General features: G+C 63.2%; 16 protein-coding genes. 4 read left to right on the top strand and 12 right to left on the bottom strand.

Annotated features, from left to right (window positions below; translation table 11 throughout):
- Positions 1-23: 23 nt before the first annotated feature.
- Genes mksF through mksB form a run of 3 tightly spaced genes read right to left on the bottom strand, consistent with a single transcriptional unit; the run spans position 24 to position 4,844 of the window.
- Positions 24-2,864 (bottom strand): Mks condensin complex protein MksF, encoded by a 2,841-nt coding sequence (mksF, locus tag NUH87_RS13350; protein ID WP_338526312.1) that lies wholly within the window; start codon positions 2,862-2,864, stop codon positions 24-26.
- Entirely contained in the window at positions 2,861-3,574 is a 714-nt protein-coding gene (gene mksE / locus NUH87_RS13345; protein WP_040070948.1) for an Mks condensin complex protein MksE, read from the bottom strand. Before mksE ends, mksF begins: the two co-directional genes overlap by 4 nt.
- A complete protein-coding gene (gene mksB / locus NUH87_RS13340; RefSeq protein ID WP_338526311.1) occupies positions 3,564-4,844 on the bottom strand; it encodes an Mks condensin complex protein MksB in 1,281 nt (426 codons plus the stop codon). The genes mksE and mksB overlap by 11 nt, the downstream gene beginning before the upstream one ends.
- Before the next feature lie 168 nt (positions 4,845-5,012).
- Between mksB and NUH87_RS13335 the strand changes: the two genes are divergently transcribed.
- The 3 genes from NUH87_RS13335 to can all read left to right on the top strand — a co-directional run bounded on the left by NUH87_RS13335 (position 5,013) and on the right by can (position 6,944).
- Entirely contained in the window at positions 5,013-5,786 is a 774-nt protein-coding gene (locus tag NUH87_RS13335; protein WP_338526310.1) for an energy transducer TonB, read from the top strand.
- Positions 5,779-6,231, top strand: a complete 453-nt coding sequence (gene rimI / locus NUH87_RS13330) for a ribosomal protein S18-alanine N-acetyltransferase (protein WP_040070944.1) — start codon at positions 5,779-5,781, stop codon at positions 6,229-6,231. Before NUH87_RS13335 ends, rimI begins: the two co-directional genes overlap by 8 nt.
- A gap of 68 nt (positions 6,232-6,299) precedes the next feature.
- Complete coding sequence (gene can / locus NUH87_RS13325) at positions 6,300-6,944, top strand: carbonate dehydratase (protein WP_338526309.1); 645 nt, start codon at positions 6,300-6,302, stop codon at positions 6,942-6,944.
- A gap of 149 nt (positions 6,945-7,093) precedes the next feature.
- Here the strand turns inward: can and NUH87_RS13320 are convergent, their stop codons facing one another.
- The 4 genes from NUH87_RS13320 to NUH87_RS13305 form a co-directional block, all read right to left on the bottom strand.
- Positions 7,094-8,266 (bottom strand): hypothetical protein, encoded by a 1,173-nt coding sequence (locus NUH87_RS13320; protein WP_338526308.1) that lies wholly within the window; start codon positions 8,264-8,266, stop codon positions 7,094-7,096.
- 297 nt (positions 8,267-8,563) lie between these two features.
- Positions 8,564-10,261 (bottom strand): acid phosphatase, encoded by a 1,698-nt coding sequence (locus NUH87_RS13315; protein ID WP_338526307.1) that lies wholly within the window; start codon positions 10,259-10,261, stop codon positions 8,564-8,566.
- Positions 10,262-10,449: 188 nt separating this feature from the next.
- A complete protein-coding gene (locus tag NUH87_RS13310) occupies positions 10,450-11,136 on the bottom strand; it encodes an autoinducer binding domain-containing protein (protein WP_338526306.1) in 687 nt (228 codons plus the stop codon).
- Positions 11,137-11,433: 297 nt separating this feature from the next.
- Positions 11,434-12,852: a short-chain fatty acid transporter gene (locus NUH87_RS13305; RefSeq protein ID WP_338526305.1), complete on the bottom strand. Its 1,419-nt coding sequence runs from the start codon at positions 12,850-12,852 to the stop codon at positions 11,434-11,436.
- A 184-nt stretch (positions 12,853-13,036) separates the two neighbouring features.
- Between NUH87_RS13305 and NUH87_RS13300 the strand changes: the two genes are divergently transcribed.
- Entirely contained in the window at positions 13,037-14,440 is a 1,404-nt protein-coding gene (locus NUH87_RS13300) for a PLP-dependent aminotransferase family protein (protein WP_338526810.1), read from the top strand.
- On the opposite strand, the gene panB is transcribed toward NUH87_RS13300, so the two are convergent.
- From panB to NUH87_RS13275, 5 genes are read right to left on the bottom strand one after another with little or no spacing between them, the layout of a single operon-like run.
- Complete coding sequence (panB, locus tag NUH87_RS13295; protein ID WP_338526304.1) at positions 14,428-15,243, bottom strand: 3-methyl-2-oxobutanoate hydroxymethyltransferase; 816 nt, start codon at positions 15,241-15,243, stop codon at positions 14,428-14,430. The genes NUH87_RS13300 and panB overlap by 13 nt on opposite strands.
- Before the next feature lie 50 nt (positions 15,244-15,293).
- A complete protein-coding gene (locus NUH87_RS13290; protein WP_338526303.1) occupies positions 15,294-16,547 on the bottom strand; it encodes an ATP-grasp domain-containing protein in 1,254 nt (417 codons plus the stop codon).
- Entirely contained in the window at positions 16,528-17,787 is a 1,260-nt protein-coding gene (locus NUH87_RS13285) for a methylaspartate mutase (RefSeq protein ID WP_338526302.1), read from the bottom strand. The genes NUH87_RS13290 and NUH87_RS13285 overlap by 20 nt, the downstream gene beginning before the upstream one ends.
- 3 nt (positions 17,788-17,790) lie before the next feature.
- Positions 17,791-19,287 (bottom strand): hypothetical protein, encoded by a 1,497-nt coding sequence (locus tag NUH87_RS13280; RefSeq protein ID WP_338526301.1) that lies wholly within the window; start codon positions 19,285-19,287, stop codon positions 17,791-17,793.
- Entirely contained in the window at positions 19,284-20,522 is a 1,239-nt protein-coding gene (locus NUH87_RS13275; RefSeq protein ID WP_338526300.1) for an ATP-grasp domain-containing protein, read from the bottom strand. The genes NUH87_RS13280 and NUH87_RS13275 overlap by 4 nt, the downstream gene beginning before the upstream one ends.
- Positions 20,523-20,532: the final 10 nt, after the last annotated feature.

The following is a 20,532-nucleotide window of genomic DNA, read 5'->3' as shown; positions in this document are numbered from 1 at the left end:
CTTTTGCTTTCCAGCTTCTGGCGTCAGACCTCGTCCAACTCCGGTTCCGCCGCTTCGCTCTGCACCATCGCCCGCACCTGATCGTGCCGGCGAATGTACTTCCAGTCCGCTTCGTCGATATAGATCCCGTTCGGTCCGCTACCGCCTTCCAGGTCGATGGCCACGTGCGCGGACACCTGCGGTTTCACGCTCGCCAGGATCGGCACGAAGCCCAGTTGCAGGCTGGTCTCCAGCAGCGCCGCCTGGTTGCGTTCGTCGATGTCCGCCGCCTCGTCGAGGTAGTACGGCAGGCGCACGCGCCCGGCCAGGTCGCGGTCCATCAGGTGCAGCAACAGGTACATGTTGGTCAGCGCCTTGATGGTCATGGTGGTGCCGTTGGACGCCGCCCCGTCGATATCGGTGTGGATCACCGGCTGGCCGTTGACCTTGGTGATCTCGAACGCCAGCTCGAAGAGGTCCTTCAAGCCCAACTGGTTGTGGTTCGCCGCCACCAGCCGCGCCAGGTATTCCTTGGCCTCTTCGTTCTTGTTGTCCTGCTCGGCACTCTGGCTCAGGTCGAACACCGACAGCGTCTCGCCTTCCTCGTACTGGCCGGCACTGTGGATGATCTGGTCGATGTGCTTGAGCGCTTCCTTGTTCGGCGCCAGCACGATGCGGAAGCTTTGCAGGTTGGACACCTGGCGCTTGTTGATCTCGCGGTTGAACAGCGCCAGCTGGTGTTCCAGGCTGTCGTAGTCGCTGCGGATGTTGCGCAGGGTCCGGGCGATATCGGTCACCGCCGCACGGCGAGCCTTGCCCAGGGTCAGGGCTTCGTCGGTGCGGTGGTCATAGGCGTTGATCAGCAGCTGCAGGCGACGCTCGACGTCGTCTTCGCTGTCGAACTTGGCCACGCCCTTGAGGCGTACCTGGGCGTAGAGCGCTTCGATCTGCCCGTCGACCCGCTGCAACCCCTGCCAGCTGTCCTGGTAGTCGTTGAGCAGCGGCAGCAGGTTGTCCATGGAGTCGTCCACCGGCTCCATGAACGGCGTGCCGAACGGCAGGTCGGCCGGCAGCAACTGGCGACGGCGCAGGGCGTCGTCGAGGGTACGCTGCTTGGCCTCCATGTCGCCGATCTGCCGGCCCACCAGTTGCAGCTTGGCCGACAGTTGCTGGACGCGCTCGGTGAAGGCGTCGCTGGAGCGCTTGAGCTCATCCTGCGCGGCTTCCAGTTGGGCCAGTTGTTCCAGCTTGTCGGCCTCTTCGGCGGATAGCGTCTGGGCGCGGCGGAAGTCTTCCAACGCCTTCTGTGCGTCCAGTACCTGCTGGTACAGAGCCTCGGTCTGGGTCTTGCTCGCCGCCCGGTCGGCCGCGACGGCCTGTTGGGTTTTCAACTGCTTGAGCTCTTTGTCCAGGCGCTCCTTCTGGTCGCGCAAGGCGGCGCGATCGGCCAGGGCCTGCAGCGCCGGCGGCTCGATGTGGGACAGGTCGATGGACAGGCCCGGCACTTCGAAGCGCTCGCCCTTGAAGCCGTCGAGGATCAGTTCCATCGACTTGACCCACTCGCCTTCCTCGTCCAGGGCAATGCCGTGCTCGCCCAGCGGCAGGCTGAACAGGGCACTGTTGAACAGGCGCATCAGGCGTTCGACATCCTGTTGCGAGAACTCTTCGCGCAGGCGCGCATAGCTGTTGTTGTCGGCATGATCGAGTTGCTGCTTCACCGACTTCAGGCGTTTTTCCAGGTCGCGCAGGCGCTCTTCCAGGTCCTCGGCGCTGAACTGCCGGGACTGGGCCAGGGCGCCGGCCAGTTCGTCGTGGGCATCCTTGGCCGCCAGCAGTTGCTGTTCCAGCACCTTCACATCGTCGACCAGGGCGAAGCGATGCTTGAGCACCGCCAGCTCACCGAGCCAGCGTTGCAGGTCGCTGATTTCCCGCTCCAGGCGCATCAGTTCCTGGGTGCTGCTGCGCTGGTCGTTCTGCAGGGCGTCCTGCTCATTGCGGTAATGCTCGGACTGGATCAGCAGCTCTTCCTTGCGCGCACTGGCGTAGTCCGACCAGGTGCCGAGCAGGGAGTCCAGCAGCGGCGAGATGCGGTGCAGCTTGCCGCGCAGCACGTCACGCTGGCGCACCCCCGAGGCCAGCGCCTCGACCAGGGGACCGGCGGCGACCAGGGCGTTGTAGTCCTGCTCCATGCGCCGCACGTCGCGGAAGGCTTCCTCGCAGGCGGCGATATAGTCGACGCTGCCCGAGCGCAGGCTGTGCTCGAAGGCATCGAGGAACAGCTGCTTGAGCTTGGCGGCGGTGATCTCGCGCATGTGCAGCAGGTTGATGAACAGGGCGCGGAAGGTCTTGAGGCTCTGTTCGCTGGTTGAGCGCAGCGGGATCAGCGTCAGGTCCAGCGGAATCGAGGTGTGGCCGCCAACCAGCAGGCGCCGCAGTTCATCGGGCTTGAGCTCGTAGGCTTTCAGGCCGTTGCGCTCCAGGTTGTTGAACAGCTCCTTCTGGCGCAGGCAGGTGTCGTCTTTCTGGTAGTGGGCCAGGTCCAGGCGTCCGGCATAGGCGAAGAACTGGTGGCCGAAACCGCCGCCCGGGCCGCGTCCGACCACGCCGATCACGTGCGGGCCGTGGGGCAGGGCGACTTCGACGAGGATGTAGCTGGTGTCGCTGGCGAAGTAGAACCGGCGCGACTGTTCCAGGCTGTACTTGCCGAAGCTCATGTCCGACATGCGCGCCAGGATCGGGAACTGCAAGGCGTTGATCGAGGCCGATTTACCCAGGTTGTTCGCGCCGTACACCGACAGCGGGTGTTCCAGGGGAAACAGGCCGAGGCTGTAGCCGGCGGTGTTCAGCAGGGCGAAGCGGCGGATACCGTAGCGTTCCTGGCTCATGCGTCCATCTCCTGTTGCTCGTCGGCAATGGCCCGGGCCAGCGCGTCTTCTTCACTTTCTTCAAGGGGCTCGGCGAATTCGCTGAGGTCCAGCGGGTCATCGGTTTCCAGCAGTTTCTCGTCGCTGTCGTCATCCACCAGCACCGGCGTCGGCAGGGGCAGCACGCTGTGCAGGCTGGCGGCCATGTCGCGGTCCTGCTGGACCGACAGGCAGACGTCGAGGAAACGGTGCATCGGCGGCAGGAAGCGGAACAGGCCGGGCTCCTCGAGGGCGAAGCCGAGCTGGGTCATGCGGCGCATGATCTTCTCTTCCAGTTCGTCCTGGGTGGTAACTTCGGCCTGGACGAACAGGTCGCGGTACTTCTCCAGCAGCGAGGGCAGTTCATCGCGGCCGAGGCTGCCGCCGTCGAGCACGGCAATCGGGTCGCGGCCCTGGTCGGCCAGGTGTTCCACCAGGATGAAGGTGAACAGCGCCAGGCGTTGGGCGGTCTTGTTCACCTGGGCGGCGGCGTTGTCCGGGACGAAGTAGTAGAAGCCGCGGGTGTCGCAGACCAGTTCGAAGCCCAGGGCCCTGAACAGGGTGCGGTACTGGTCCTGGCAGTTGGACAATTGGGCGTACAGCTCCGGGTCGCGGCGGCTGACGTGGTAACCCTTGAACAGCTCGCGAAAGATCGGCGCCAGCTGGGACAGTTCGGAAAGATCAAGATGCATGGGAAGTACTCGCGCTATTTTCGCCGGCTTCTTCGGTACGCGAGAGCAGGGCGAAGGAGCGCAGGCTGACCTGGTGCTCCTGTGTGTAGTAGTCGCGGCGTTCGAGGCGCTCGCGCTGGAAACGTTTTTCCCGCGACAGGCGCGAGAACCAGTACAGCAATTCGTCGGTGGCGCCTTCCGGCTCCTGCTCCAGCAGCCAGCTCATCAGGTCCGGCATCGGCAGGGCGTCGGTGCAGCGCTCGAGCATTTCCTTGACCGTGCGCGGGGCCCGCGGCGGCTCGCCGCCCTTGGACGACTTGTGCGCCTTGGGGAAACGCGACGGCTTGGCTTCGAAACGGGCCAGGGCGTAGACATACGCCTCGACCTGGCCGGAGCTGCCAAGAAAGGTACTCTGCGGGCGGGTAAACATCGGCATGGCCGCCTGCGGCACGGCGTCCAGGCCCTTGCGGCGGATCACCGACAGGGCCAGGGCGGCACCACGGGTCACGGCGTTGTGCCGGCGGGCTTCTTCACGCAGCGGCAGCAGCAGTTCGCGGGCATGGCGCAGGGTCAACTGGGCGCTGGTCTGCATCTCCAGGATCCGCGCGTGGGTGCGCAGCAGCATGTCGTCGTCCACCAGGTGGCCGAGGCGCTGCTGTTCGCTGAGCATGCGCAACAGCACGTTCTCGACCTTGCGCACGCCCTGTTCGAAGGCGCCGTCGGCGTTCACCAACTGGATCATCGGCTCGACGTATTCGTCCCAGGTCGCCAGGACCTCGGCGTAACGCTGGCGCAGCGGAATCTGCCGGTCGCTGGTCTTGGCCCGTTCGGCGACGGCCACCAGGGCCTGTTCGTCGTTGGCGAGCTTTTTCAGCACGTCGCGCACGCGCATGTCGAGCAGGCGTAGCTGGCGGGCCAGGTCGTTGCCGTCGCGGATGTCGAAGGCGTCCTGGATGTAGCCGGCCAGGCGCTCGAGGTGGCGCAGGTAGGCTTCGATCTCCAGGCACAGGCCCAGGCGGTGCTCGCGGCGCAGGTAGGCGAGGAAGTCGTGGATCTGGGCATTGAGCTCGAAACGGTTCGGACTTTTCGCCACGGGCACCAGGATGTCGAGGCGAATCCATACGTCCAGCAGGCTGGTAATGTCCTGGGGCGTGCTGTCCAGTTGCTGGGTAGCCAGTTGCTGGCGCAGTTCACCGAGGCTCAGGGTGCCTTGGTCGAAGTGTTCGCACAGAGGCTCCAGAAGGGCCCAGTGCTCGGCGAGGGCGCGCAAGACGCGCTTGGGTTCGATCATGGGAGAGGCCGGCTGGTTGGCAAATTAAAGGGAGCGATTGTACTGCATCAGGCACCGGATTGACCCGCAGCTGATCGCTGGCTTGGCGTTCTTGCGATCAACTGCGGGCGATCTTCGCCGAAGGACGGTAGAATCCCTGTTTTCAACTTATCCACAGATGGCCGACCCTTGCTTATCGAGTCCCGCCGCCGCGCTTATCTGACCGCCATGCAGGTGGTCCACTGGCTGCCCCGCACCGAACTGCCGTTCGCCGCGCCGTCGCGGCCGGAGTTGTTCGTCGAGCCGGAACCGTTGGTCGAGGCGCCGCTGCCCGAGGTGCATAAAGCCGCGGAGCCGGTGGCCAAGCCCGTCGAGCGGCCGAAGATCGAAGTGCCACGCCCGGCGTCGGTCAATCGCGCCGAAAGCAAACCGGCGGTGGCCGCCGAAGACGCGCCGGCCCCGGTCAAGGTGGCTCAGGTCCCGCCGCCGCGCTTCTCGCTGCAATTGTTGCGGGCCGGGCGTTGCCTGGTGCTGGTGGAGTTACCCACAGGCGAGGCGTTCCAGAGCCGCGATCCGGCCTACCTGCTGCTCAAGGACATGCTGCGCGCCGCCGGGCTGCCGGACAGCCCGCAGCTCATCGGCGAGCCGGTGCGCTGGCCGCTGCTGGTGCGCGGCAACCTCGACCAGGGCCCGGAGGCCGCGCGGGAGTTTGTCCAGGGCTTCGTCCAGGCACGTCGGGAAGAGGGCGAGTGCGCCTGCCTGTGGCTGATCGGACTGCCGGCGGTGCGTTTTGCCGGTGTTGCCGACGCCGAGTCGTATAATCGTGAATTGCAGGTCGAAGGCCTGGGATCGGCCTGGGCGCTGCCTGGCCTGGAATTATTGATGGATGAGCCGCAGCGCAAGGCTGATGTCTGGCAAGCCATGCGCCGGCTGATGGCGCGATGGAAACCTAACGATGAGTGATGCGGTAAGTTTTCGCCCGATGACCGAGGCGGACCTGGATGCGGTGCTGAAGATCGAATACGCGGCGTTCAGCCATCCCTGGACCCGCGGGATTTTCCTCGATGGCCTGGGCAAGTACCAGATCTGGCTGATGTTCGAAGGCAGCCAGCAGGTTGGCCATGGCGTGGTGCAGATCATTCTCGATGAGGCGCACCTGCTCAATATCACGGTCAAGCCGGAGAGCCAGGGTCGCGGCCTGGGCTTGCGCCTGCTGGAGCACCTGATGTCGCGGGCCCATGCGGCCCAGGCGCGGGAGTGTTTCCTGGAGGTGCGCGACAGCAATCGCGCAGCCTTCCGCCTGTATGAACGCTATGGGTTCAATGAAGTCGGGCGCCGTCGCGATTACTACCCGGCCGTGGGTGGGCGCGAGGATGCGGTGGTGATGGTGTGCACGCTGGTTGACTGACGATTCCCCACGTGACCCCAAGCCAGGCACGTGTGTCAAAGCTTCGGACCCTCTTGAGGCAGTAGAGCATGAACGAACTACAGGATCTGATCGATAACAACGAGCGCTGGGCCGCTGCGATCAAGGAAGAAGACCCGGAGTTCTTCGCCAAGCTCGCCCGCCAGCAGACTCCGGAATTCCTCTGGATCGGCTGCTCCGACGCCCGGGTACCGGCCAACGAGATCGTCGGCATGTTGCCGGGCGATCTGTTCGTGCACCGCAACGTGGCCAACGTGGTGCTGCACACCGACCTCAATTGCCTGTCGGTGATCCAGTACGCGGTGGATGTACTCAAGGTCAAGCATATCCTGGTTACCGGCCACTACGGCTGTGGCGGGGTACGGGCCGCGATGCAGGATCGCCAGTTTGGCCTGATCGATGGCTGGCTGCGTTCGATTCGCGACCTGTACTACGAACACCGCGAAGCGCTCGCGCAACTGCCCACTGAAGAAGAACGGGTCGACCGCTTGTGCGAGTTGAACGTGATCCAGCAGGTGGCCAACGTCGGCCATACCAGCATCGTGCAGAACGCCTGGCATCGTGGGCAGAGCCTGTCGGTCCATGGCTGCATCTACGGGATCAAGGATGGGCGCTGGAAGAGTCTGGACGTCACCATCAGCGGCTTCGAGCAATTGCCGCCGCAGTACCGGTTGCGGCCGGTGGGTGCGCCCTGAGGCCTGACTGACACCGCACGAATCCTGTAGGAGCCGGCTTGCTGGCGATGGCGTCCGTATGGACGGCGCAAGGCTCAAGGGCCTCATCGCCAGCAAGCCGGCTCCCACAGTTACGGTGCCAGGATCTACCGTGAGTGTTGCAGCGTTCGTCAGACGGTTGGCAGCGCCGTCATGGGTGCCGGCACCGGTTTCTTCAACTGATCGAGTTGCGTCTTGATCTCCGTTGTCGTGCATTTTTTCTCGGCATCGGCTTCAGACAGGTTGCGCACCGACTCATAGAACAGCACGCAGGTTTTCTGCTTGTTGGCCACCTGCCAGTTGTCGGTGCAGCTTTTCAGTTGCGCCGCCGGATCGCTGCCCGGTTTCTGGCCCATGCCAGCCTGCCAGCAGGCGGCACTCAAGTCCTGCCCCATCACTTTCAAGCCCGCCGCATCGGCTTTCGCCTGGTCGCCGCCATAGCTGGCCGGGTCCGCCGCGTACCAGATATAGCTCGGGTGGTTGGAGCCCAGCACCGGCACCTTCACGTTAGCCACCGGGCTGATTTCACCCAGCTGCAGGACGTCGACGGTTGCGCCATATTGCTGCTTGACCCAGTTACGCACCGGCGCGCCGAAGGCCACCATCGGCAACGCCGCGCCCTTGGGCGTGACGCTGACTTGTTTGATCATGGTGGTCTGGTAGTCGGTGAAGTAGCTGTAGACGCCTGCAAGGGTGCCGCCTGCGCTGGCCGGAGCGGCAATCGGGGCGATGTCGATGATGGTCTGGTAGCCCGGCGTCTGGTCCTTGGGAATGCCGTTGTTGCTCAGCAGCGCGGCCCAGCGGTCGGTGGTCTTGGACTCCAGGTAATCCTGGGCCTGGGTCAGCGAGTAATCCGGTGGGAAGTGCAGCAGCTCGACGCTCTTGCGGTTGTCCAGAGCCATGCCCAGCGGCAGGAACAGGTACCAACTGTAGTCCCACTTGCCGTCGGCATTGAGCTTGGAGGCGCCTTTGTAGGCCAGCTCGCCAGTATCGAGCAGTTGCGCCAGCGGTTTGCCATAGCCGTTCGGCACGCCGCTGAAGTTCGCATAGAGTTGATCGCCATCGGCTTTCACCGTCACCTTGGCGTTGGTATAGCCGTCGCGCTGCACGCTCTGGTTCAGGTAGTGCGCGGCGGTCTGTTCCAGGGTCCAGTTGCGATAGCAGATGACGCTGCAGTTGTTGGGCGCGGCGAAGAGCTGGGTGACACGCTCCCGGCTGCCCAGTTTCATTTCGACATCGGCGTGGGCGAGGGTACTCAGGGTGAGTGCGGCTAAGGTACTCGTCAATACGGCGATTTTTGACATGCTCAGATCCTTTTCAGCGTTGGCCCCACCAATGCGGGGGCAGAGCAATACTGGATCAGGTTTGGCGAGTAGAAAAGCCGGTCGTCGATGTTTTTTGTGTTGTTTGACGCAAGTGAGAAAGCCTGTCGCCATTGGCCGATCGGCCCGTCTGAAGAAGGGTTGAAGATTAGGTAGGACAGGGGCTGCGGACGGCGTAAGACAAGTTTGCTGCCCGTCCGCAGATGTTCAACTCGAGCGGTAACGGCCGTTTTGCAGGAGCGCTGGCTCCCCGAGGGAGCCAGCGCTACACGGTGTCAGTCAGGCCGTAAAGCGCAGTGCATTGGTCAGATCGCCCATCGGCTTCTGGCCACGGGCGACCATGGCGTCATCCCGCTGCTTGATACCGTCGAGTTTCTCCAGCTGGAACACCCGGGTGATCAGGCGCAGGATCGAGGCGGTGTCATACACCGTGTGATCCACCGTGCCCTTGCGGGCGAAGGGCGAGACCACCAGGGCCGGAATCCGCGTGCCCGGGCCCCAGCGATCACCTTGCGGCGGCGCCACGTGGTCCCACCAACCGCCGTTTTCGTCGACGGTGACCACCACCACCATGTTTTTCCATTGCGGACTTTCGCGCAGCACTTTCAGGATACGGTCGATATGCCGGTCACCGGACGCCACGTCGGCGTAACCGGCGTGCATGTTCAGGTTGCCCTGGGGCTTGTAGAAGGTCACTGGCGGCAACCTGCCAGCCTGGGCATCGGCGAGGAACTTGTTGCTGCTCGGGTCCTCACCCAGCCCGCCATCGCGCAGGCGCTTGGCGCGCTCGCCGGGGTTTTCCGGCCCTTGCTGCTTGAAGTAGTTGAACGGCTGATGGTGGTACTGGAAGTTCGGGATCTTCGGAATGCCGCCCGAGTCCTTGTACTGGTCGAGGGTGGCCTGCCAGGCACCGGCGTACCAGGCCCAGTCGATGTTCTTCTTCGACAGCTTGTCGCCGATGTGTTCGTGGACCTGGGGGACCAGCACGTTGGGCAAACCCGGCTTGGAGTAGTCCGGATGCTCGGTGTCGCGGATCCAGGTCGGCCAGTAGGGCGGGGCCATGGTGTTCACCGCGTAGCCATCCGGGGTCAGGGCGCTGGGGCCGAATTGCGGCGCGCCGCTCATGGCGCTGGCCGGGGATTTCTCCAGTGGCTTGAGACGCGTGTCGAGCGGGTTGTCGCTTTGCAGCGTGGCGATTTGCGGCTTGGCCACCGAGTTGGCGGCGTCCGGATAGAACGGCACCGTCGCGCTGATGAGGTATTGGTGGTTGAGGAACGAACCGCCGAAGGCGCCCTGGAAGAAGTTGTCGCAGAGTACGAACTCCTTCGCCACGTCCCACAGTCGCAACGAGTAGCGGTTCTGGGCGTAGTGGCCCATGGTCAGGCCGCCGGAGTCGGCCCAGGCGACGAACTGGTCGTTCTTGCCGCCGTTGATCTGCATCTGGTTCTGGTAGAACACGTGCCACAGGTCGCGGGTGACCAGGCTCAGGGGCAGGTCCTCGCCATTCGGGCCCTTGAGGGCGTAGGGGGCATTGGGCAGGTTCTGCTGGAATTGGGTTTCAGCCGGATAGGTCACGCCGTCGACGCTTTGCGGGCCGATCTGCAGGACACCGCCCCAGGCCGGTGGCAGGGTCTGCAGCAGGCTGCCATCGCGATCGCGTTGCTGGTAGTCCGCGGGGCTGAGGGCCGACAAGGGTTTCTCGAGCCCCGGGAAGTCGGCGAACAGGTTGTTGAAGCTGCGGTTTTCTGCGTAGATCACCACCACGGTTTTCACCTGGTCGTGCAGGGCCTTGTCCAACTCGGCGCCCGACAGCTCGCGCACCTCCGGCTTGCCGGGCTCGCTCGGGGAACCGCAGGCGGTCAGCGTCGCGCCAACACCCAGCACCGCCACGCCACCGAGGAAGCGGCGGCGACTGGTGTCGGTGGGGGAATCGGTTTCGCGCGCTTGCGACGGGTCGAGGTCTTTCTCGTCACTCATCCTGGGTTCCTGCTGGGTGGGTTTGACGGATCAAAATATTCGCATCGCAACTTAGCAATGCAAGATGACGGAACAGCGACAGATCCTTTCTGCCGCGGGCAGTATGCCAATTGTCTCGGGTGTGGGGCAGGGGTTACGTTACGGAGTTTTTCAGGCGGGGGGTGGGAACGTGAGTTTTCCTGCTGACCTTACAGGGCTCCGCACTGAATCGCCGCCGCCACCGCCGCGACCTTGTTGGTGGTGCCGGTCTTGCTGATCGCGTTGGCGATATGGAAGTTCACGGTGCGCACGTTGAGTTCAAGCAAGAGGGCGATTTCCGTTGCGGTTTTACCTTCGGCCGACCACTTCAATACCTCGACTTCCCGAGGTGAAAGCAGGTGCGAGGGCGTTGTCGGCAGGTTACGGGTGGCCGCCGCATGCAGGACATTGCACAACCACAGCACATATCCGGCATTGTGGTAGAGCTCGTCGCGACCGATTTCTCCCTCCGGGCGGGCGACGCACAGGATGCTCTGGTGACCCTGAATATGCTGTACCGCCTGCGACCAGCCATGGCGCATGCCAAACGATTGCTTTTTTGCCCAGAACGCGGGGGCCTTGGCAAAGGTCTCCGGCGACCAGAACATGGGCAGGTGCGAATGTCGGACACGCGTCACTATCGGGTCGATCTCGTGGAGGTTGTGTTCCTGATAGTGCTGGTTCCACGCCTCGGGATAATTGTTCTTTATCCAGGGCTCGGCGCCGTGGCTCAGTCTGACATAGCGGTAATAGGGGTAGCCTAGTTGCCTGACCAGGCCGGGCAAGAGTTCGAACAATTCCTGCTCGTCTTGCGTTGAACCCAGAAGCCGTAGTTGCTCTTCTTTCCATTGGTCCATGATTCATCCACCTTGCAGCACGACGGGTGGGGCGGGGCACGTTATGAGAAAAACGCAATGGTACGATCGTGCCTGATTTCTGAACAGCCTAATACAGGATGCGAATCATTGACCACTGGATTTTGTTTCCAGTGCGCTTGTTCAGCATTTATTCAGGATTGTGACGATTAACGTCGTCGTTTTTGAGATGGAAACTGCCTTGATGGTTTTCAGGTGCGAGGCGCACTCACAAAAGAGCGCTGACAGCAGCGCTCTTGAATGGGGTTGCAGGCCTTGCGCGCGAAAACGCGCCGCAGGTTACGGCATCACCGGCCCGGTGTACGCCAGGGTAGTTCCCAGCGCCCAGAGCAGGAACAGCACCAGCGGCGCATGCACCAGCAGTTGCACGAAGGAGAAGCCGATCAGGTCCCGCGCCTTCAGCCCCAGCACGCCCAGCAGCGGCAGCATGTAGAAAGGGTTGATCAGGTTCGGCAGCGCCTCGGCGGCGTTGTAGATCTGCACTGCCCAGCCCAGGTGGTATTTCAGGTCATTGGCCACCTGCATCACATAGGGCGCCTCGATGACCCACTTGCCGCCACCGGAGGGAATGAAGAAGCCCAGCACCGCCGAGTACAGCCCCATCAGCACCGCGTAGGTGTCATGGGAAGCGATCTGGGTGAAAAAGGTCGAGATGTGATGGGCCAGGGTCAGGGCATCGCCGCCCTTGACCGTGGTCATCAGCGCCGCGATGGAGCCGTACAACGGGAACTGGATCAGCACGCCGGTGGTGGTCGGTACCGCACGGGCCACCGCGTCGAGAAAACTGCGCGGGCGCCAGTGCAGCAGGGCGCCGACCATCAGGAACAGGAAGTTGTAGGTGTTCAAGCCGGAAATGGCGCTGATCGCCGGTTTGGTCGAGAACTCATGGAACAGCCAGCCGGCGGCCAGCAGGGCCAGCAGAATCGTCAGCAGCGGGCTGTATTCCAGCCATTCGCCGGGACGCGAGCGGTTGCTCAGGGGCGGCAGGTTGAAGCTCGGATCGACGCCGCAGGCCTTGGCATCCCGAGCCGAGTCGGGCCCCGGAGCGGTGGCGTAGGCAATCACCAGCGAGACCACGATCAGCGCCAGCAACAGGGCGCCGGACTGCCAGAGAAAGATGGTCTGGGTAAAGGGAATCATCCCGGTGATCGACAGGATCGACGGCGGCAGGCTGGCCGGGTTGGCCTGCAATTGCGCGGCGGACGAGGACAGCCCCAGTGCCCAGACGGCGCCCAGGCCCAGGTAGGCCGCGGCACCGGCGGCGCGGTAGTCCATGTGCAGGTCGGTGCGGCGCGCCAGGGCGCGGACCAGCAAACCGCCGAAGACCAGCGACAGGCCCCAGTTCAGCAGTGAGGCGACCATGGAGATCAGCGCGACCCAGGCCACCGCCGAGCGACCGTTCTTCGGCAGGTGCGCCAGACGGTCGATCAGTTTCACCGCCGGGGGGGAACTGGCGACCACATAGCCGCCGATCACCACGAAGGCCATCTGCATGGTGAAGGGGATCAGGCTCCAGAAGCCGTCGCCGAAGGCCATCGCGGCTTCGCTCGGCTTGGCGCCGATGGCCAGGGTTGCCAGGGCAACGGCGATCACCGCCAGCGCGGCGAACACCCAGGAGTCGGGAAACCAGCGCTCGGCCCAGTTCGAGCAGTACAGGGCAAAGCGGGCGGAGCGGCTGGTTTCTATAGCAGCGGCCATTGGAACGTCCTCTTGTTCTTGATCTTATTGGGGAGCCACGGGCAAAGCGTTGGGGACGCAGCGTGTGGGCAGGTGTTCACGATAAATCAATCTGATGGCATTTTCCGATTCTCTTTTATCCGAGCGCGGTCTTGCATACTCTGGTGTCCCTGACAGGGACGCGCGAGAATGAACGCCAGTGAACATCGGTACCAACAAGGATTCCTCCTTCTCCTACCAGGCGGTTTATCGCTACCTCGTCGAGTTGATCGAGACCGGCGATTCCACGAGTGAGCAGAAACTCCCCTCCTTGCGACAGTTGGCCCTGCGCCTGAATGTATCGGTGTCGACGACCAAATACGCCTATTCGTTGCTGGAGGACGAGGGCAGGATCTATGCCCGGCCGAAGTTCGGCTATTTCACCAAGGCCATGCCGCTACCGCTGCTGAACGAGGGATCGCCCAATCTGCTCGACAATGTGTTCGCCAATGCCCGCCAGCCGGGAATGCTGGCCCTGAGTAGTGATGCTCCGGCGATGTTGCTGTCCCTGGAGAGCCCGCTGCTGATGATCGAGCGCGAACTGACGCGGCAATATCCGCGCACCCATGCGCCGCTGTATCAGCCCTTCGGGGAGCCGGAGTTACGCAGTGCGATTGCCGATCGCTATACCCGTTCCGCCCATTGCTATTGGCAAGCCGAGCATGTGTATGTCGGTTCGGATCTGCGCAGCGTGCTGGAGTTGTCGCTCGAAGCCCTGGACTTGAAAGGGAGTGTCGCGCTGGTGGAGTCACCTTGCTCCTGGGCGATCCTGCGTCAGTTGCAAGCCGCCAGGATCCGCGTCATCGAGTTGCCCCTGGGCGAAGATGGACGATTCAACCTCGCCGACTTGCAGGATCTGCTCAGGCGCGAACCGGTGGGGCTGGCGGTGCTGTCATCGACGGTGAATATCCCCCAGGGCACGCTGATGCCGGCACAGGACAAGCAACAGATCTGCCGCTGGTTGGCGGAGCGGGATATCTGGTTGTTCGAAAACGACAGTTACGGCGAGTTCTGCTTTTCCCCACAACCGCCTCGTTACCGCGATTTCGCCGATCCGGAGAAACTGTTGGTCTTCTCCACGTTCGACAAGATCATCGGCTCGGAAGCCCCCTATGGCTACCTGTTGTGCCGTCGGCACGGGCTGTCGCTGCACCGGCTGTTTCTGGAGCGGGCGTTTCGCTTGTCGCCGATTCGTCAGAAGGCGATAGCCAAACTTTTCAGTTCGCGGCGTATCGACCAGCACCTCGTGGTCTTGCGCGCCATGTTGCTGGACCGGATGCAACGTATGCGGGGGCTGTTGCACGAATACGCTGAGGGCCAGTTGCGGGTGACGGCGCCGGACGGCGGAGCGACCTTCTGGCTCGAGGCCGCACGGCCGGTGGACATGCGGCGGGTTTTCGAGCGTCTGCTGGCCAGGCGTATCGTGATTGCCCCAGGTGAAATCTTCAGCCTGCATGGGGCCTGGCGGCACTACCTGCGGCTGAGCTACACCGTCGATTGGAGCAAGGATATTGCCCAGGCCTTGAAGATCCTGGTCCAGGCGATTGCCGATGAGGATCAGAGGCCGTAGCAATGCCGTGCTTCAGGGAAATGGCCGTTGCGTACTTCGTCGGCAAAGCGTTCGCAGGCGTCACGAATCACCGCGCCGACATCGGCATATTGCTTGACGAAGCGAGGTACGTGTTCGCTACCCAGCCCCAATACGTCTTCGGTCACCAAGACCTGACCGTCGCAGGCCGGTGAAGCCCCTATACCGATGGTGGGCATCTTCGACTCCAGGGTGATCTGGCGAGCGACACCTTCGGCCACGCCTTCGAGCAGCAGGCTGAAGGCGCCGGCCTCCAGGTTGGCCCGGGCGTCCAGGGCAATCGCCGCTGCAGTTTCAGGGCTCAGGCCCTGGGCCTTGAAGCCGCCCATGATATTCACGAACTGTGGCATCAGGCCGACGTGGGCCATCACCGGGATACCTCGGGCCACCAGGAACTCGACGGTACCGGCCAGGGCTTTATTCGCTTCCAGCTTGACCGCATCGCAGCCGGTGCGCGCCAGGACCTGGGCGCAGTTGCGAAAGGCTTGCTCGTTGGATTCCTGATAGCTGCCGAACGGCATGTCGGCGATGACGCAGGACAACCGCGTACTGTCGACCACTGCCCGGGTGTGACCGATGATTTCCTCAAGCTGCATGCTGAGCGTCGAGGCGCGACCGTAGCCCACCATCGCGGTGGAATCACCGACCAGAATGAAATCGACGATAGGGTCGATCAGTCTGGCTATCGGGCTGGAGTACGCTGTCAGCGAGACGATTTTCTGTCGACCTTTCATGGCGACCAGTTGGGGGACTGTCAATCGCTGGGTGCGGGTATGGATGCTCATCAGTGTCTTCCTCTGGTGATTGATGGTCCCGTTTCCGGGGGGGCCTGGGGTTACAGCCAGTCTTTCTCCCATTCGCGCCAGGTCTGATGGTCCTGGCAGATTCTGTCGACGCTTGGGTGAATCAGGAACACGGCTCCGGGTGAGCTGTTGAGGTCGATGGTTGGCGTGACCTCGCGACCATCCGCGAGGCGCAGGCGCGCACTATGAAAACTGGGTAGGGCCGCGAGGCGCCGACGTACCTCGGTTTGCGCGAAGGTTCCGCGGTGACGGGCTATCAAGTTCATGCCCCGGGCGTGTTGCAACAGACGGTAGCGTTTAGGCTGCAATGCCAACCTGTGCGGTTCCAGATAGCTGGCACAGGTCAGGGCGACCTGATCGTTGCCGGTCGCCGCCTGGAGCGCGGGCGGGTTTGCCAGGCCCGATAGACGTGCTCCGGTTTCCAGCAGTCGCGGTCCCTGGGCGGTGAGAATCACTTCGGTATGGGCCGGGCCGTGGCTGATCGATAGCGCATCGAGCACGCCTTCGACATAACGGATCAGGGTGTCCAGTTCCGGAGCATCTGCGGGCAGCAGGTCTTCGCGGTCGTAGATTTTGCGGCCCTCGGGGGTCAGCGCCTTGGTGCACTTCCAGGCATCGGTGATCCAGTGCTCGCCGTTGTGACTCACACTGTTGATGACGTATTCGTCGCCCTCCAGATATTCCTGCAACAGCATGGCCAGGTTGTTGCGCATCATCAGGTTGGTAGACCCGAGAATGCAGTCGATAGCCGCGTGCAGTTGCGCCTCGTCGGTGCAGATGAACACGTTGTCCGAGCCCGCGCTGTCCAGCGGTTTGGCCACCACGGGTAGTGCGCCCCTGGCCCGGAACCAGGCCAGGGCCTCTGCGCTGGATGCCGTGCGCAGCTGTGCCGCCACGGGCAGTCCGGCGCTGGCAACCTGCTCGGCCATCAGTGATTTGTCGCGGCGGGCGGCAGAGTATTCAGGATCGTTGCCGGACAAGCCGAGGCGGGCGGCCAGCAGATCGGCCAGTTCGACTCCGAACTCGCTGCCTGTCAGCACGGCTGCGGGTTGCTGGGCCGCGAGTTTCTCCAGCAAGACCTCAAGACCCTCCTCGTGCAGGCTGTAGTGTTCGCGAAACAGCGCCAGGGGGCAGCTCGCTGCGAAGGCCGGCGGCATATCACTGCGCGAGCTCACATGCAGCAGTGGCCGTCGTTCGGCCAATGCCTGGGCCAGCAAGGCACCGGTGGAATAGGCATCGACCAGAATCAGCGGCGCCAGGGTGGGGTCAGTGCAAGGGTTGGTCATAACGGTTCACCGTGTAGTACAGCATCTGGAACAATTCGGACGAACTGATGCCCGGTCCAATGACGGAGGTTGCGCAACTGCGCGGCAGCGCCAAGCTGCCGACATTGCCCCAGCGCAGGGCACCCTGGTCATCGATACGGGTGGTCGCGCGCCCGGGGTTGTCGGGATGCAGGCAGTAGGGGATATCCAGCAGTCCTCGCGCGAAGGCCTGGAGCAGCGCGACGCCGATGTCGGCATGCAGATCGAGTACGCTTTCAATGAGTTGTCGGGCTTCGAACAACACTTCCTGGCGATAGCTTTCGCTGTGGGGATCGAGGATCAGTGGTGGCCCCGCCGCGGCTTTGGACGCCATCTCCAGGGCTTCGAGGTTGTCGGTGACCGAAGGGATTTGCCGGGACTCGGCAACCGTCTTGACGATCAGGCGCTCGCAGCCGGCGGCCTGGGCCAGGCGCGCACTGTCTCTGATCAGACGGCGCGCACCCTGGCCGGTGGTGGGGAACACACCCATGTAGGAGTAGACCACCACGTGCCAGTGGGCACCGTCCAGATACTCGGCCGCGAGCTCGCGTAGCGCCTGCAAGGCGCCGAAATCCTGAGCCATGGAGGTGCCCTGGGCATAGCTCAGGGACACGCTATGGATGCCGTGCTGACGAAAAAACAAGGCTTCGAGCAGTGTCATGGCGATCAACATCGACGGTGGACACAATTGCCCCAACAGGCAACCACCAAAGCTTTCGATGTGCCCGAAGGGGGTCGAGTCCGCCAACAGTCGGCAACTTTGTGCCCAGGCATCGACGGCTTGGCCCAGCGGCAGGCGGCTGTAGGGCATGCAATAGGAAACCGGCCCACCTTCGGTGGCATCCAGCCCGAGGGCTGCCAGCCGCCTGAAGACATTCTGCGGCTCGGCGGTACCGTGGCGGACCTGGATCGGAAAGGAGTCCCTGTAAATCCCGTTGAGCATGCCGCGCACCGCCTCCAGTGGATGGCTGATGATCGGAAAACCGTTGAGCGGGCTATCGCTGTTGAGGCATTGCAGTGCGCTCTGGTAGTCGCCTACCCGGGTGTAGCTGTCCAGGGTGATGGTTCCGATCGTGGCGCAGGGTAGCCCGGCCACGGCGGCCAGCCCGGCGCGCATCGCCGCCAGGCCGCCGAATCCCATGCGCGGCTGCACGACCAACTCCTGTCGGTGCCGAGCCTGTTCGATGAAGTGCTGGAAATGACCGGCTGTCATGTTCGACATGGTTTAGCGGCCCGAGACCAGTTCGGTCACGGTTTCACCCGTGGCCGGATCGAAGCGGGTAATGCGGCCTTTGTGCGGGTCGCCGGCACGGACCCGGGCGATCAGGCTGTTCTCGCTGTCGAAGTCGATCGACGAGTGGACGTAGAGGCTGCGCAGCGCCGCCAGCGGCAGGCCGCTCACCTGGGTCAGCCACACGCTCAGGTGGTTGTGCTCGAGCTGGGCGGCCAGGACCTGATGAAGTGTCTCCAGGTCCACGAGACGTTGTGGGTGACAGCTACCGAGGAAACTGGAGAGCTCACGGCCGGCGTTGACAAATGGCGCAAACTGCATGCAGGTCAACTGGGCTTCGGCGAGGCCGAAAGCGTCGTTGGCAAAGCGATTGGCCAAGGTTCGGCGGGCCTCCTTGCCCTCGGTCCCGGCATAGGCCGATAGAGCGAGATCGATCAGGCGCTGGGGCATTTCTTTCTTGCGCATCAACGCCTGGGCCAGCTCCAGGTACTCCTCGATACCGTCATGGTAGTGGCGCCCCTGGACGTACTGTGCCTTGAGGCCGCGAAAGTGGGCCATCAGCATCGGGTTGGCACAGTCCGACTCGGTAAAGCTGAAGGCCAGTTCTTCGAACCGAAAGTCGAGAAATTCGGTGATCAGTTCCCAGTGATCCTCCACCCGGTAGCTCACCAGGTCGTAGATGCTGATAAAGTCCGGGTCGGCACTGTGACTGCCGCTGGCCACGCGACGTTCGGCACGTTCCTGGTCGAAACCCTCGCCGAACAGCTCGATGAAGTACGCCTGGGCCACTCCGTCCAATGCCTGGAGCAATCCGCGAAAACCCTGGCGGCGGCATTCCTCTACATCCAGGCCCAGGCGCTGCGCCAGGCGCATGATCCAGGTGAAGTAATGTTTTTGCTCCTTGCGCGAGTCACCGGTGACCACCGCGTTGACCCCGCCCTGCCACCAGGCTGCCCGTCCGTAGAAGTCCGCGACGGCCAGGTTGCAGCTGTTGCAAAAGGTCGGGCGACCGTCGCCGGCGGTGCGATGGCCATTCATCAGTACGTCGAAGCGGTTCATCTGACGGACCTGTTCGGGGAACGGCAGGTGGCGTTCGAAGGGGCGAATCTGCTGGTGATCGACCACCAGCATCTCGACCCGCTCATCGTCGTATAGGTGCAAGGCCCGGTAGACACGATCGATGTTCGCCATGACCGCGTCCGGAACCCCGGCGTGGCGCATGTTGGCGATGCGCAGGAAGAAGGTATGCCCGTACAGCACGCTCAGGTGCAGTTGTACGGCGCGAATCAGAGAGACCGTATAGGAGCTGTCCTTGCCACCGCCGTAGGCGACCATCAGTTTGTAGTCGTCCAGCCGTTCCAGGCCGCCAGCGGCCTCGACCAGGCGTTCACCCAGGGTGGCGACGGCACGTCGGTCAACCGCACTGAGGTAGCAGTTGAGCTCACCGAGCAGCGGCGCGTCGGAGATCGGGAGAGGGAGGGCCGTGTTCATACCGGTTCAGCCTGGAAGTGGAAGGTATTGATGGCGTGGTGGATATCGCGTTCGATATCCGCTTCGCTTGCCTGGATGAAAATGAAGCGACCGCTGTGCAGGGCGTCGTAGCTGCCGCCGGCTTCGAGGATCTGTCCGGGCTGCGGTAACAGCTCTCGCCACAGCGAGTCGAGTTGTGCACGCAGGGAGCGCGCCTCGATCACGCGGCAGGGCAGTCGTGCCGGTTTTGGAATCACCAGCCAGCCGCCGCTGGGGTCGCGCTCGGTACGTGGCACTGCCAGCGTGTCGCCGGCCAGGCGCTTGAGCCAATGTTCGTAGAGGTTCACGCCGAAGACCTTGTTGATCAGGTGCGGCACTTCACTGCCGCCGACCCTGGCGCCTACTTCGAGGAATACCAGGGAACCATCCGGTTCGACGAAGATTTCCAGGTGGAAGGCGCTGGTACTCAGGCCCAGCGCCTTCAGGCAGCTCTGGCTGAAGGCCTCGATGCGTGTGCGCAACTCCGACGCCTGGAGGATCACCGAGCCCAACGGTTGGGCGCTGGCGAAGTCCAGGCAACTGTTGATGTAGCGCGATACCACCTGGAATGACACGCTGCCGTCGGCTTCGGTAAATCCGTCGATGTGGTAGGTCTGGCCCTGGATAAAGGCTTCGACTTCATAACGATGCAGATCCACGTCACTCAACAGTGCCCGCAGGGCCTGGGCATTGTCGGCTCGGGCGACACCGATGCTGGCGGCACCGTCCACGGGTTTGACGATCACCGGATAACCCACTTCATCGGCGAAGTGCAGTGCCTGTTCGAGAGAGGCACAACGGGTAAACGGCGGTACGGCCAGCCCGTGCTCCTGGAGTATCTCCTTCATCCGGGCCTTGTCCCGGTAGACGGCCACCTGTTCAGGGCCATGGCCGGGGATCGACAGGGCCTGGCGGACCCGGGCGGCGATTTCCAGGGTGAACTCCGACAGCGCGATCAACTGATCCACGGGACCGACCTGTTCGATGATCTCCTGGACAGCTGCCAGCAGCTGAGGGTACTGATTGACGTCGTCGACCTGCACCTGATGGGCGATCTGTTCCCGTGGGGCAAGGACACCTTCGGCACCCGGGCCATCCACGACGTAGCTGATCCGGTGGCGTTGATGGTCGAAGAATTCTTCGTAGCGGGTCAGTTCATTGTCCCAGCGAGCCGGGTCCTGAAAGCGCGGCCAGCGATTGACGATCACGATGTGCATGGATTCGATC

This window comes from Pseudomonas batumici (assembly GCF_036585405.1).
Taxonomy (GTDB): domain Bacteria; phylum Pseudomonadota; class Gammaproteobacteria; order Pseudomonadales; family Pseudomonadaceae; genus Aquipseudomonas; species Aquipseudomonas batumici.
Note: the sequence above shows the minus strand (reverse complement) of the source record. Positions and strands in the feature narration are given on the sequence as shown.

Coding starts and splice junctions, on each gene's coding strand:
- mksF (WP_338526312.1), bottom strand. CDS start 2,864: ATGAGCCAGGAACGCTACGGTATCCGCCGCTTCGCCCTGCTGAACACC.
- mksE (WP_040070948.1), bottom strand. CDS start 3,574: ATGCATCTTGATCTTTCCGAACTGTCCCAGCTGGCGCCGATCTTTCGC.
- mksB (WP_338526311.1), bottom strand. CDS start 4,844: ATGATCGAACCCAAGCGCGTCTTGCGCGCCCTCGCCGAGCACTGGGCC.
- rimI (WP_040070944.1), top strand. CDS start 5,779: ATGAGTGATGCGGTAAGTTTTCGCCCGATGACCGAGGCGGACCTGGAT.
- can (WP_338526309.1), top strand. CDS start 6,300: ATGAACGAACTACAGGATCTGATCGATAACAACGAGCGCTGGGCCGCT.
- NUH87_RS13320 (WP_338526308.1), bottom strand. CDS start 8,266: ATGTCAAAAATCGCCGTATTGACGAGTACCTTAGCCGCACTCACCCTG.
- NUH87_RS13315 (WP_338526307.1), bottom strand. CDS start 10,261: ATGAGTGACGAGAAAGACCTCGACCCGTCGCAAGCGCGCGAAACCGAT.
- NUH87_RS13310 (WP_338526306.1), bottom strand. CDS start 11,136: ATGGACCAATGGAAAGAAGAGCAACTACGGCTTCTGGGTTCAACGCAA.
- NUH87_RS13305 (WP_338526305.1), bottom strand. CDS start 12,852: ATGGCCGCTGCTATAGAAACCAGCCGCTCCGCCCGCTTTGCCCTGTAC.
- panB (WP_338526304.1), bottom strand. CDS start 15,243: ATGAGCATCCATACCCGCACCCAGCGATTGACAGTCCCCCAACTGGTC.
- NUH87_RS13290 (WP_338526303.1), bottom strand. CDS start 16,547: ATGACCAACCCTTGCACTGACCCCACCCTGGCGCCGCTGATTCTGGTC.
- NUH87_RS13285 (WP_338526302.1), bottom strand. CDS start 17,787: ATGTCGAACATGACAGCCGGTCATTTCCAGCACTTCATCGAACAGGCT.
- NUH87_RS13280 (WP_338526301.1), bottom strand. CDS start 19,287: ATGAACACGGCCCTCCCTCTCCCGATCTCCGACGCGCCGCTGCTCGGT.
- NUH87_RS13275 (WP_338526300.1), bottom strand. CDS start 20,522: ATGCACATCGTGATCGTCAATCGCTGGCCGCGCTTTCAGGACCCGGCT.